This is a genomic window from Salinivibrio sp. VGrn1 (assembly GCF_009377995.1).
GTDB classification, from domain to species: Bacteria; Pseudomonadota; Gammaproteobacteria; order Enterobacterales; family Vibrionaceae; genus Salinivibrio; species Salinivibrio siamensis.
Genome location: NZ_SATA01000008.1, coordinates 87,845 through 101,797, shown reverse-complemented (window position 1 = coordinate 101,797; position 13,953 = coordinate 87,845). Strand labels below are relative to the sequence as shown.

Sequence of the window (13,953 nt, the reverse complement as noted above, 5' to 3'; positions counted from 1 at the left end):
CATTTAGCGGCGCACGTTGAGAAAGCTTTAGCTTTTTTTGTCGGTGCTTGGCGGTGCATTTACACCACTGCCGTAAGGCGCTATGAAGGTTAACGCCCAAAGGAGAAATATCTTTAGCAAGATTTTGCGAAAAAATGGCACAAAAAAAAGCGGCAACCCATTGCCGCTTTTAGTGTGTTGATATAAAGAGAATTATTGCAGAAGGTTCAGTGCCGCTTGTGGCATTTGTTTCGCTTGCGCCAACATGGAGGTGCCCGCCTGCTGCAAGATCTGCCCTTTGGTCATTGCCGTGGTCTCTCGGGCAAAGTCGGTATCGCGGATCCGGCTATTCGATGCCGCCACGTTTTCCTGAATATTCGACAAGTTGCTAATGGTGTGGCTGAGTCGGTTTTGCTTGGCACCCAAGTCCGCACGTTGGCTGTCAATATAGCGCATAGCCGAATCAATCACCCCCACAGCCATTTGCGCGCCACCCACATCTGACACATCAATGTCAGCAGTAGAGACCAGATCGCCATTACCGCTCGCTAAACCAAGTGATGCCGCTAGACCACCACTAAATGTGACCGCCCCCTGCACATCGGGCTCTTGCACAAAGACTTGCAATTGCCCCTGTTCATCAACCGATGCGGTGAGCATTTCATCCGATTGACCATTGATATAGCTGGCCAGCTCTTCGACATCATCGCCCGCTTTTGCATTAATGCTCAAGCTGATGTTTTCACCATCTTTAGTCGTAAATTGCAGCTGTAATGTCGAGGCTGCGCCATCCACTTCCCACCCAGCTGATTTGGGTTGACCGCCAACAAATTCTACGCCACCCATGCGGAAATCATCAGCGCGAATACTCGATAGTCCCATGATGATCGCCTCACCGGCATCCGCACCAATTTGGAACGAGGCTTCACCAAACGAGCCATTAAGCAATCGACGGCCACCAAACGCCGTGGTTTCAGCAATCCGGTTAAGCTCATCTTTCAGTGCTTCTACCTCTTCTTGGATAGCGACACGCTCAGATTTACCATTGGCACCGTTTGCAGACTGGAGGGAAAGATCCCGCATACGCTGCAAAATGTTGGTCGATTCCTGCATTGCCCCTTCGGCAGTCTGCGCAATAGAAATACCATCATTGGCGTTTCGCATTGCCACATCAAGGCCTCGTGTTTGGGCAACCAAACGGTTAGAGATCTGCAAACCCGCCGCGTCGTCTTTAGCACTGTTAATTCGGCTACCTGACGACAGACGTTCCATTGAATTATTCAACTCATCGGTCGCTTTATTCAGGTAACGCTGCGCAGTCATCGCAGACACGTTGGTGTTAACTGTTACACCCATTTTGCTCTCCTTTGACTTTCGCTTGCTTTGCGAAACAGCCTACCCGCGACGTGTTGCACTGTGTTTGGCGGTGCTGCGGGAACAGCTTGTTAATCAGTTTCAAAATCAGCCCGTTCAAAAACTGGCCGCTTGTTCGAATAAATACAATATGTGTGCCAACTTTTTTAAATCCTTAAAAATCATGATTTTAAACGCTTTTCGTTGTACTAACAGCCAAAATTGATTCAAAAAGCGCTGCCGCTTTTCTGTGCTTGGCGGCAAGGTGCGGCAATGCCTCGCCTAGCTTTTGCCGTCTATGTGAGCGTTAGCCTGCAAGTTAGCGGCCAACTTCGCTCAACAGCCGGACGCGAGGCATATTTTTTGCTAAATTATTGGCTTATCGATGCTCGCCAGCCTCTTGCGGTAATACGCGAGGCTCTCACGGATAACAGGACGATGTAACCGATGACGCAAGACAATGACGGCCACACTAATATGACGCTGGATGACGCCTTCCAGCTCGGGATTCGTCTTTACCAAGAAGGGAAGAAAACCGACGCGCGGCAAGTGTTCGAGCAAATACTGAGCCACGCACCCGATACCGTGCAAGTGCGGCAAGTGCTGGCCGTATTGGATGCGGAAGCGGGGCAACACGCGCAAGCAATGGCTCACCTTGACCACGCGCTTGAGCATGCCCCTGACGATCTGTCTTTGTTATTCGATAAGGCACAGTTATTGACGCAACAAGGGCATAATCACGCGGCCATGGAACTTGTTGAGACATTGTTTGCCGCCGCTCCGACGAACCAAGACATCCTTAATTTGCGTGAGCAGTTAACAGCCAAGCTCGGCCTACAGGGAGAAAGTCGTCGAACGCATGCTTTGCGTGACGAGCTCCACCAGCTAAAAAACCAAGGGCTGGCCGATGAAATTAACAAAACCTTGTCAGTGGCGGCTGATTTGGTCGCTGATGGGCATAGTGACCAAGCTGAGCAGCTTTACCAAACCATACTCACGCTGGAGCCGGATTACCCACCGGCGCTGATGGCATTGGCGCAACAAGCATTGGATCAGAAAGCGTTCGGCAAAGCACAACAATTGCTACTACGTGGCAGTGAAAAAGCACAGGCTCATCCAGTTTGGCAACTGCTACTCATCCGCGCAGAAGCCGGACTGGGGGAGTATGCCAGCGCGCGCCAGCGCTGTTTAACGACCTATAAGCAAACGCAAGACACGGCATTTTTGCGTCAACTCCTAGTGGTTTATCTCAATGAAGCTAACTGGCTAGAAGCAAGTAAACTGGCCAAACAATGTTTGCGTGATGAACCTGAGCGCGGTGAACTACACTATGCCCATGCCCGTGCGACCTTCGAACTGCTCAAGCAGCACCATCAATTTACCCAAGATAAATTAACCGATTGCTACCAGATCCACCTCAAGGCACTCAATCATGTCAAGGATAAGCAAGCCAATACGTTACAAGCACAACTGGGCGAGCTTGATTGGTATATGGGCGATATTGAGCAAGCACAGCATCGTCTAGAAGCATTGCTATCGGCGCAGCCGGATGATCAGGCACTGCGATTTAACCTGGCGTTTGTCTATCGTACGCAAATGGCCTGGGAGAAATTCTACCAAGCCAATGAAGCTGGGATTGAATGCGGTCGCCGCCTCAAATATCACGGCAACTTACCCCGTTGGGATTTATCTCGGCCAAAAACCGATGCCGTGCTTATCATGCCCGAGCAAGGGGTTGGGGATGAACTGGCTTATTTTCACAATGTTGCCATGGTGGTTGAACGCACTCGGAAAGTGTATGTCGGCTGTGATCCCCGCTTAGAGCCCCTACTACGCCAAGCTTTCCCCAGCACGGAAATTGTGCCCATTTCTCGTACTGACGGGAAAGACATTTTTGTGCCAGAGCATGTCCTGGCCGATATTGATAGTTGGATTGCCGGTGGCTCGTTGGCGGGCCTGTGCTACCAACACTTTGGGCGCCATTTGTATCACCAAACCTACATTGTCCCAGATGTCGCCGCCGATGCGCCTTGGATCGCCCCGTTAGCCGAGCTACATCAACACGGGCCCGTGTTTGGCGTGTGTTGGCGAAGTGGCCTCGCCGCCGCCACCCGTAATATTCACTATTTGGTCGCGGATGAATTGGCTGGCTGGATAAAAACCATGCGCCAGCTTTGCCCCAATGCCCAATTTGTCAATTTGCAATATGGCGAGTGTGATAAAGAACTCAGTAAAATTAAGAAACAAACGGGGGTCGAGATCGTCTCCTTGCCGGGACTGGATCTTAAAAATGACTTTATGGGGACGGCGCACACAATCAAACAATTGTCTGGTGTGTTTACCGCAGGGACAGCGGTACACAGGCTGACGGTTGCAGTTGGCACCCCATGTTATGTGTTTTTTGCCGGCCATCAGCACAGTGATATGCAAACCCCTGACGCGATGCCGGGGAACCATGAGTACGCGTTCAGTTATCCGCCCATGCTCAAAGATAAGCAACCCCTGCTCGATGCCATGGCACACCGTATGGTGAGTGACCTCTGCCCCTGAAGGATGAGACTGCAAGTCTAAACGAATACAAAACGGGGCCGCTGATGCGACCCCGTTTTTCTCTTATCTTCGGCACCTTGTGGCCAACAAAGGCTTACGCTTTGGGTTAGATATAATTAAACAGCGAGAGATCTTTCGTTTTGGCAAAGGCCTGTTGGGACGCTTGCAGCGCGAGCATGTCCTCGTTCATATCGATGGCCGCCTGGGTATAGTCCAGGTCTTCCATGGTGCCCAGTGAGCGGTTGAGTACCAACTTGAAGTCTTTGTGCATACTTTCTTGCCTATCTAAGGTGGTCAGTCGTGTTCCCACTTCTGAACGAGCCTTGTTCAAATGCTTGAAGGCTGCTGCAAACTGTTCGGTCACTTGGTGGAGTTCTGCTGTGGCAGACGCATCGTCAATATCGGCATAAGACAGCGCGGCACCATTTTTAAACGAATCAAAAACGTTAAAACTGTCTTGCCTTTCAAGGTTAATGGTATCACCTGGCTTCATCTCACCCTCGAAAGTCATTTTCAGCGTGTTCCACTCAACGCCGTTTTGAGGATCATACAGCCCGGCACTGACCTCAGTACCATCTTGCATCAACGAGTAGGTGGTGTCCCCACTCGCATTAACGTCAAAAGACACCGAATAGTTAGAGGTATCCGCATCATTGGTATTTTCCGCTTTCGCCATCAGCAGTAAAGACCCGTCTTCAAGATCGTATTCAGGCTGATAATCACCAAAAGGGTTATCAATTTCCATAAACAGTTTATCGCCTGGATCAGACGTCGGCACTTCTACCGCTGGGGCTACTTGGGCCGTACGAAAGTAACTATCCCCCGCATAACGCACGTTGCCTTGGCTATCACGATAAAAAGGCTGCGTACTGGTTTGGGTACCAGAAAACAAGAAATTGCCTGACTCATCCTTGGTGTTCACCAAGTCCATAAAGTTATCAAACATCCCTTGCAAATCTTGCCGATGCGCGGTGCGGTCTTCCACCGATAACGAGCCGTTGATCATCGCCATCACTTTGCGTTTCGCGCCGTCCATGAGCTGTTCGGACTCATCAATCGCGATTTCTTCGCGAGTTTGTCGGTTTCGCGCTAACGTTATCGAGTCAATAAATTGGTCAATCTGCTCATCTTGCTGGCGAAAGTTTTGAATGTAGATAGACGACACCGGATCATCACCGGATGTAATAACACGTTTCCCCGTCGCCATCTGCTCTTGGTTATCCTGCACCTTCACATTCTGACGCATAATGTCGTTGGAGACCGACTGGTAATTGTGAAAGCTGGCAATACGACTAATCATACTGTCCTACCTTATCGCGTTGCATTGAGCAGAGAGTCAAATGTTTCGTTAGCGGCGGTCATAATCCGTGACGCCGCCATGTACGCGCGCTGAAACTTCATCATATTGGCCGCTTCTTCATCCAGGTTCACCCCAGACACTTCCGCCACACGACTTTCTGCGGCATCGTGTTCAACCATACTCACATCTTGCAGACGCTCATAAGAGGCTTTTTGCACCCCAAGATCGGTACTTAGTCCCTCATAGACATCGAGCACCGTCGAGCGACCGTTATCCATCAGTTTTTCCGTTTGCAGCTCTTGCATGCGGATAAGATTACTATTGTCACCATCAGCCGGGATAAGGCTGATAGCCAGCACATCATCCGGTGCCGCTTTATCGTTGATCTCAACGACAGTGCCATTGACATCAATCGGTCCACCCGGTGGGTAGGCTTGTGGCGCGACCAAGACTTGCCCCTTAGGATCGGTCACCGCAAATTGGCTGCCATCGGGGGAGAGCCGAACTTGAAACTCTTTTTGTCCACCGGCTTGTAAAATTCGCACATCACCGTCGCCATGACTCACCGAGCTTGCACTGACATAACTTTGCGCCGCAATATTCGCCGGATCCTCCATGGTCACACGCATTTGCCCAGCCGCTGAGCGAGCGGGCCGAATTAAAACGCGCTCATTAGCCGCCAACCCGGCATCCACTTGTACTCGCATCCCGTCGACATTAAAACTAGGCGGCGTGCCACTCGGTGTCACCGTCGATTGCTTTCCATCCGGTGAGGTGAGGGTATATTGGGTGCCATCAAATTTCAGTTGATAATCACCCCGCTTGAGCTGCTGAAGATCATCGATATAAACTTTCAAGTCAGCGGTAGAGTCGCCGCTTTTTATCGCGCGCGCACTCGCAATACGGTCACTGTTGTAGTCAGTGAAAATGTTCTTGCCAACCTCACCGTTAAGATCAAACCCTTGACCCTGTAAGTCATTGAGCGATTCAGAAAAGCCAATGGCCATCCGTCCTAATTCGTCTCGCGCTTGTCCTAAGGTATCATCACGATATTCAAACAATGCCCCGAGTTTGCCGCGGATGTCTTGATTAGAAATCGCTTTCACTGTCTTACCTTCCACCAACGCCAAACGACGCTCTTGATGGTCAGGCTTGCCCGGCAAGGTGGTCAACTCGCTACTATTCATCCCTGACACCAACATATGGCCACTGCCGATAATCACGTTGAATAGCCCATCTTCACGCGCGTTCACACTCACCTGCGTATATTCAGAGAGCTCTTTGATCAGCTTGTCATGCCGGTCTAGCAAGTCATTGGCTTCGGCGGGCGTTTTCAGTATGGCTTTATGCACATCCACCAACTCTTGACCAATGTCATTCATTCGTTTGACGGTGGCATCAATTTGCGAGGACGTATCAATTGATTGCTGCTGCAACACACCATAAACATCGTTCATACCAGAAGCGACCATACGCGCTTTCTCGAGCACGACTTTACGAGCGCCCATGTCGCTGGGGCTATCTGCCAGCCCTTTGACCGCCCCATAAAATTCGTTCATATTCTCGGGTATTTTTTTGGCCGAATGCGCCATCATATCGTCAAGCCGCCCAAGCTGTTCATTGCGGGCAGCAGCATGAGAAAGGTTTGACGTCGAGACATTTAACTCGTTGACCGCAAACTTGTCATAGTTGCGGCGTATTGCCGCGGCATGGACACCGGTGCCGTAGTTATTGCCGCCCCAAAACTGGACATCATTGGTTTTTTGCTCAACCGACTGACGACTATATCCCTCCGTATTCACGTTAGAGATATTGTGACCTGTTGTATTCAGCTGTCGCTGCGCAGTCAGTACGCCTTGCGACCCAAGGGAAAGCAGGTCCAAGCCCATTGTGCCTCCAAATAACCCGGCAATTAAAACGAGATACTAGGGGTTAAGCAAAAATTGAGCCAAGGAGTGAATTTGAGTTATTGTCTCATTAAAACAATGTATTAAGGAGTTCAAGAGTACAATTAAAGCAAGATGAAGTAAAAACGGCAAGCTCTTGCCTGCCGCCGCCTTAGTCCATCATGCCACGCACTTGGTCGAGCACACGAATGACTTTATCGGCATATTCCGGATCGGTGGCATATCCGGCTTGATGAAGTGCCCGAATAAACTGTTCAGGTTGCGCAGATTGCGATAAAGCTTGCTCATAGCGCGGGTTGTCACGCAAAAATGAGACGAAATCGTCAAAACTCTCTTGATAGGAGGGGTACGACCGAAAGCTTGCCGTTTCTTTGACCGGGATCCCGTCATACACTTCTAGGGTTTGTGTGGCGACTTTATCGCCTCCCCAACGTTGATCCGCTTTTATATTAAACAAGTTATGACTGTTATCGCGGGCATTGGCGATAACCTTTTTTCCCCAACCGGTTTCTAGTGCTGCTTGAGCAAGAATAATCGCCGGATCCGTGCCTAACGCGCGGGCCGCGCGACGAGCATGCGGTGCCAGCGTGTTCACAAAGGAATCAGGCGAATCGAAGCCTTCTGAACGTTGGGGCGTAGGGGGACTGGCGACTGGCGGCGCGATAGACTGACTATCGAGCGCCGCAATCGCTTTTTCTGCTGCCTCTCGACTACGGTTTTGATCCAACGGCAAAGATTGCGCCGACGCGCGAGCCGCTTCATTCATATCTGGCTGGCTGTCGCCTTGCGCTTTGCCTAATTGTTCAACAATCATATCCGCGAGGCCCAGTGAGCCCTCTCGGCTTAGTTCACTGGCCATTTGTTCATCGGCCATCTGCTCATAAAACTTCGAGGTACGATCGTCGATTAAATCAGACTCAAACGCCTCATTGGCATCACGCATTGACTTGAACAGCATCTGGGTAAATAAGGACTCGAACTGCTCGGCGGCTGAACGCAACGCCGCTTGCTCATCCCCTTCTTCCCCTTTCACGGCTTGGCGACGTAGTGAGTCGAGCTGGCTTATATCGTGTACAAATTGACTATCAACAGGAGATTTCATGCGTTGCCCTATATCACTATCAATTGGCCATCAATGGCCCCAGCTTGTTTCAGCGCTTGCAGAATCGCCATGAGATCGGAGGGAGCAGCACCAACGCCATTCACGGCGCGGACTAAGTCGTCTAATGTCACGCCAGGTTTAAAGTGGAACATCCGCCCTTGCTCTTCCTCAACATTGATCTCGGTATCAGGCGTGACCACAGCTTCACCGCCACCTAATGGATTAGGCTGATCAACATTGAAGTCCTCTTGGATCGAGACCGTCATGCCACCATGGGTGATCGCCGCTGGGCGAAGGCGCACATTTTGCCCGACCACAATCGTGCCAGTGCGAGAATTAACGATTATTTTCGCTGCCGCATCACCCGGCTGAAACTCAATATTTTCAACCGTTGATAAGAAAGCCACACGCTGGCTAACATCACGCGGTGCTCTGACTCTCACTGAGGTTGCATCCATAGCTGATGCGGTTGACGGACCAAGAAAGCGATTAACCGCATCCGCCATACGCTGTGCGGTAGTAAAGTCGGATTGGAATAAGTTGAAAGTCAGGTAATCACCACGACCAAAAGGATTAGGAACTTCCCGCTCAACGGACGCGCCATTAGTGATCCGTCCAACGGTTGGGGTGTTGCCCACCAACTGAGAGCCATCAGCACCGGTGGCGCTAAAACCGCCCACAATCAAGTTTCCTTGTGCGGTCGCATAGACATTACCATCCAAGCCTTTGAGAAAAGTTTGTAACAAGGTGCCACCACGTAAGCTCTCTGCCGAACCAATCGACGACACGGTAACGTCAAGTTTTTGACCTTGTTTTGCAAACGCGGGCAAGTCAGCGGTGACGGCAACGGCGGCAATGTTAGCTGATTGAGGATTGATATCTGGCGGCAATTGGATGCCAAAGTTTTCCAGCATCGACTTAAAGCTTTGATCGGTAAAGGGCGTGCTTTCACCTGTACCGGGTAACCCCACCACCAAGCCATAGCCGGTTAGGGTGTTACTGCGTACCCCTGCGACCTCCGCCACATCTTTGATGCGTGCGGCGAGGCTTGGCATCGCCACCATCAGCAAGACTATCGATAACAACCACTTTTTCACGTCAACTCTCCGACACATTGTAGGGCTACAAGGTGACATTAAAGAATCGTGCCAACCAGCCTTGCTCTTGGGTATCTTGTCGCTCACCTGTCCCTGAATACTGAATTCTAGCGTTGGAAATACGGGTCGAAGCAATGGTGTTGTCAGGGCCAATATCGGCCGGGCGAATTGTACCGCTGAGGCGGATATATTCCTCCCCTGAATTCAAGGTAAGCCACTTTTCACCGCGTACCATCAAATTCCCATTCGCGAGTACATCCACCACCTGTACAGAGATAGAGCCTTGCAGGCTGTTGCTCTGATCCGCCGAGGTGGAGCCGGTTACCGAGTTGTCGTTACTGACCTCGTACGACAGTGTTCGCTCACCAATGGTGATCTCCTCACCGCCTAGTGATAAGGGATCCATACTGAGATCATTGGATTTAGCCAAGTCAGAACTGGCACTTTTTTGCGCTTGGGTGTTTTCTTCCAGCATCACGGTCACAATGTCACCCAGACTACGTGGTTTTGAACCATCGTACAGGTCACGCTGGTCATTCACGTTGAATAAGGATCCTGTCGCCGTGGCGTAATGCTCGGGCGCTTGTTGCGGCCGGATTGGCGACCACGCTGGATCATCCGCTTTGGGGTCTTCACGTTGACGCAATAAGCCAATCAAGCCTTCGCTGTCCGGTGTGGTGTCCCCTTCGACCGCGTCGGTGGTCGAGGTCGCTTGGTCAAGATCACTGCCTGTGTCTTGTTGCCCCGGCAATGAACAGCCACCTAGCCCCAACAAGGTGGCAAGGAAAAGGCCTGGGATTAATATACGTTGCACCGTCATCATTGCCTCCTTAACCCTTATTACAGCTGCTGATTGACGTAGCTGAGCATCTGGTCGACCGACGAGATCACTTTGGAGTTCATTTCGTAGACGCGCTGAGCCTCAATCATATTCACCAGCTCTTCGGTGACATTCACGTTAGAGGTTTCCAGCATCGATTGCTTCACTTCACCGAACCCATCGAGTCCAGGCACCCCCTCTTGAGGATCACCACTCGCACCAGTGGGCAGGTAAATATTCTGGCCGATAGGCTCCAACCCACCTGGGTTAATAAAATCAACCGTGGTTATTTGCCCGAGTACTTGGTTCTCTTGTTGACCACGTAATCGCACAGACACTTCACCATCCGTTCCGACCGTAATTTGTACCGCGTCTTCAGGAACAGTAATTTCTGGCTCTAGCGTATAGCCCGCACCTGATGTCACTATCGTGCCTTCGTCATTCAGGGTAAATTGGCCGTTACGCTGATAGCCGATGTTGCCATCAGGCAGTAATACTTGGAAAAAGCCATCCCCTTCAATCATCATATCAAGGGCATTGTCTGTGGTTTGCACATTACCATTGGTGTGCACGCGCTGAGTGGCCACCACTTTTGAACCAGCACCGAGCATCAATCCACTTGGCAACTCAGTGTTCTGTGAGGATTGCCCACCTGGTTGGTTGATGTTCTGGTAGAAGAGATCTTCAAACACCGCGCGTGATTTTTTAAACCCGACCGTGGATGCGTTGGCTAGGTTATTCGAAATCGTCGAGATATTGGTCTGCTGCGCATCAAGTCCGGTTTTACTGACCCATAATGCTGGATGCATAATTACTTCCTCTTAATAAACCTTAGCCAAGCCGTAATAACGATGAAGACGACTCGTCCATTTTTTCCGCGGTTTTCATTAACTTCACTTGCATTTCAAAATGACGTTGCAAGTCGATTAACCCAGTCATCTCACCCACAGCGTTGACATTACTGCCTTCTAACGCGCCCGTTTGCAACGTCACACCCGCATCGGCCGGAAACACAGTGCCGGGCTCTTTGGGTTTGAACACGCCGTCTTTGTCTTTAAAGAGATCTTGATTATCTGGGCGAACCAGTTTGATTCTATCCACCACTTCCATCGCATCAGCTGGCGCACCTTGGGGGAGTACAGAGACACCGCCGTCTTTGCCCACTTCAATTTTGGCTGCAGGGAGGGGAATAAATATCGGGCCCCCACTCTCTCCGACAATGAGGTTACCATTACTGTTTTGGAGTAAGCCGGTTTGATCCACTTTGAGATGGCCCGCACGGGTATAGCCTTCTTGCCCTTGGCTGTCTAGCACTGACATCCAGCCTTCACCTTGCACCGCCACATCGAGGTTTCGGCCAGTGGTGATCGTCGAGCCTTGTTCAAAGCTGTATCCAGGTCGCTCAGTCATGTTAAACACACGGCTGGGTAGTCCTTCACCATAGGCCTGCATGGAGCGAGATTGCTCTAAATCTGCTCGAAAGCCTGTGGTGCTGACATTGGCCAGGTTATTGGCGCGCAGTTGCATGGCCTGCATATCTTGCTTTGCGCCACTCATGGCTAGGTATAACGAGCGATCCATAATTGGTTGCCTCCACAATCGTTCTACAGAGAAGAAAGCAAAGAGCGTGCCAGTAATTTAAATCGTTAAATATCAGCACTTTAACAGGGATGTGGTGTGGTTAAAAAGAAAGAAAAAAGGGAGAGAATGGAAAAGCCTTGCCGCCCTATGGCTAAGCGGCAAGGCGTATCATCGCTAGCGGATCTGTAGGATATTTTGTTGCATCTGGTTGCTCACTTCCAAGGCACGAGAGTTTGCTTGGAAATTTCGCTGCGCGGTGATCAAATCAACCAACTCTTGGGTCATATCGATATTGGACTGTTCGATCGTGCCACTTTTTACCTGCCCGAAGGCTCCTTGCATCGCTTCACCAAAAACGGGGTCACCCGAATCTTGCGTCACGTCCCATTGCGTATTGCCCACTTGTGCCAAGCCTTGCTGGTTGGCAACACGCACCATCGCCACTCGTCCTAGCGCGACATTTTCGCCGTTACTGTAGGTCGCCATGATAGTGCCTTTAGGATCAATGTCGACTTTGGTGAGATACCCCGTGGTTGCGCCATCATCGGTGAATTTTCGCATCTCAAACGGTGCCGCATACTGGGTCGGATTATCGAAGTTGAGCGTGAGCTGCTGATCACCATTCGCGCCGTTCATTTCCAATCCCGCCCCCGCAGGCCCTAGGGCATCGGTCACGATCGGGTTGCCACCATTGATATTGTTCACTGAACCATCAGAGTTAAAGTCGATGGTGTGGCCAACCTGTCCAGACGCGCTCGTCACGTTACCACCTTGAATATTCACCGGCTTCTCGCCTTCAGGATCTGTCATGGTGTAGTACACTGACCAGCTGTTCGGGTTCGCCGGATCGTTGCCTTTTACATAGTACGTCGACAACTTATATGGCTGACCGAGGGAGTCATAGACTGTGGCAGAGGTTTGCTTATTGTAGGTTTCTGGATCTTCAAAATTAAACTGCGCGGGATCTTTCTCTTCCCCGCCGGCAGGCAAGTTCAAGCCGATATCAACATTTTGTGACGCACGAGGCTGGCCAAACTGATCTGGGACATTGAGCGACTGCGGCTCATACGACGAAACCTGCTGAGTATCAGGGTCGACATTATAACCGAGCAGATACTGGCCTTCAGAGTTGATAATGTCGTTATTTTTATCAAGGTGGAAGGCACCGTTGCGCGTTAAGTGGTAATCGTTGTTTTGCAGCTTGTCATTTGACACGCCGAAAAAACCATTACCGCTAATCCGCAAATCAAGCGGGTTGTTGGTGTAGATACTCGAGCCTTCGTGGAACTGCTGTGCCACGGTCGACGTTTGTACACCGGTCCCGTTCGTGGTCTTCGAATTAGAGAAGATGGAGGTTGAGTAGACATCACCAAACTCAGCACGTGACTCCTTAAAGCCATACGTATTGGCATTCGAGATGTTGTTACTGGTGGTGTTCATGTCTTTCTGGGCCGCACCAAGGCCACTTAACGCAATATTAAAACCCATTGCTTTTCACTCCTAATAAATCGGTTAGCCTTTCGTCACATTTCCGACGTCGGCATTACCGACCTCTAGCACTTCAGCAAGCTTAAACGGTGAGGAGAAGCCGGCAAGATTTAGCATCACGTTGCCATCGCCATTCCCCAGCAAGACACTGTTTACATTGGCATAGGTCGACACATCAAACTCTTGAGTTTGGCCATCAACCAAGCCGCTAACTTTGAGCTTATAGGTCCCTTCCGGCATAGGATTGCCGTTATCGTCGAGCCCATCCCATTCCACACGGTGATCGCCCGGCGGTTTGGCACCCATACTGAACGTTCGTAATAGCTGTCCTTGTTCGTTTTCAACTCGGACACTGACGTTATCGAGCGCACGCGGCAACTTCACCATACCAGCCACACCGCCAGTCTCTCCTTTAACACCTGTCGATCCAGGCACAAGGACATCACGTCCGACCAAGGATGACGCTTGCAATGCTTGGTTGGAAGTAATCGACTCGTTGAACGTATCAAACTGATTGTTCATTTTGCCGATGCCTTCTACCGTCGCAAAAGACGCCATCTGCGAGATCATCTTGTCATTATCGACAGGTTTGAACGGATCCTGTTGTGACAGCTGTTTGGTGAGCAGAGAAAGAAAGTCTTCTTGCTTGAGTGCCTGTTTGCCTGTTGTACTATCTTGGCTCTCTTGCAGTTTTTTCTCTTGCTGCGCCTTTAGCTGGTCAATGTAGGACAGTCCGTTACTCGAACCTGTACCGTCGATTCCGGCCATCTTCGCCT

General features: G+C 50.6%; 11 protein-coding genes. 1 reads left to right on the top strand and 10 read right to left on the bottom strand.

Annotation, left to right across the window (positions count from 1 at the left end):
• Positions 1-192 precede the first annotated feature (192 nt).
• Positions 193-1,335, bottom strand: coding sequence for a flagellin (locus tag EHW56_RS12315; protein ID WP_152796242.1), 1,143 nt, complete (start codon positions 1,333-1,335; stop codon positions 193-195).
• A gap of 444 nt (positions 1,336-1,779) precedes the next feature.
• Here EHW56_RS12315 and EHW56_RS12310 point away from each other — a divergent pair, with 444 nt between their 5' ends.
• On the top strand, positions 1,780-3,882 hold the full coding sequence (locus EHW56_RS12310) for a lipopolysaccharide assembly protein LapB (protein ID WP_152796240.1): 2,103 nt from the start codon (positions 1,780-1,782) through the stop codon (positions 3,880-3,882).
• Between the two features lie 106 nt (positions 3,883-3,988).
• Here EHW56_RS12310 and flgL read toward each other — a convergent pair whose 3' ends face one another.
• From flgL to flgD, 9 genes are all read right to left on the bottom strand, one after another.
• The gene (flgL, locus tag EHW56_RS12305) at positions 3,989-5,182 is read right to left on the bottom strand and encodes a flagellar hook-associated protein FlgL (RefSeq protein WP_046074959.1); all 1,194 of its coding nucleotides are present in this window, start codon (positions 5,180-5,182) and stop codon (positions 3,989-3,991) included.
• A gap of 11 nt (positions 5,183-5,193) precedes the next feature.
• Positions 5,194-7,071, bottom strand: a complete 1,878-nt coding sequence (gene flgK / locus EHW56_RS12300) for a flagellar hook-associated protein FlgK (protein ID WP_152796238.1) — start codon at positions 7,069-7,071, stop codon at positions 5,194-5,196.
• A 169-nt stretch (positions 7,072-7,240) separates the two neighbouring features.
• Complete coding sequence (gene flgJ / locus EHW56_RS12295; protein ID WP_077577998.1) at positions 7,241-8,191, bottom strand: flagellar assembly peptidoglycan hydrolase FlgJ; 951 nt, start codon at positions 8,189-8,191, stop codon at positions 7,241-7,243.
• A gap of 8 nt (positions 8,192-8,199) precedes the next feature.
• Positions 8,200-9,255 carry a flagellar basal body P-ring protein FlgI gene (gene flgI / locus EHW56_RS12290; protein ID WP_369795706.1) on the bottom strand — a complete coding sequence of 352 codons (1,056 nt, stop codon included), beginning with the start codon at positions 9,253-9,255 and terminating at the stop codon, positions 8,200-8,202.
• 58 nt (positions 9,256-9,313) lie between these two features.
• A complete protein-coding gene (locus EHW56_RS12285; protein ID WP_152796304.1) occupies positions 9,314-10,108 on the bottom strand; it encodes a flagellar basal body L-ring protein FlgH in 795 nt (264 codons plus the stop codon).
• Positions 10,109-10,128: 20 nt separating this feature from the next.
• Entirely contained in the window at positions 10,129-10,917 is a 789-nt protein-coding gene (gene flgG / locus EHW56_RS12280) for a flagellar basal-body rod protein FlgG (RefSeq protein WP_046074963.1), read from the bottom strand.
• Between the two features lie 22 nt (positions 10,918-10,939).
• Positions 10,940-11,689, bottom strand: coding sequence for a flagellar basal-body rod protein FlgF (gene flgF, locus EHW56_RS12275; RefSeq protein ID WP_046074964.1), 750 nt, complete (start codon positions 11,687-11,689; stop codon positions 10,940-10,942).
• A 174-nt stretch (positions 11,690-11,863) separates the two neighbouring features.
• A complete protein-coding gene (gene flgE, locus EHW56_RS12270) occupies positions 11,864-13,177 on the bottom strand; it encodes a flagellar hook protein FlgE (protein WP_152796234.1) in 1,314 nt (437 codons plus the stop codon).
• Between the two features lie 24 nt (positions 13,178-13,201).
• A complete protein-coding gene (gene flgD / locus EHW56_RS12265; RefSeq protein WP_046074966.1) occupies positions 13,202-13,945 on the bottom strand; it encodes a flagellar hook assembly protein FlgD in 744 nt (247 codons plus the stop codon).
• Between the last annotated feature and the right edge of the window lie 8 nt (positions 13,946-13,953).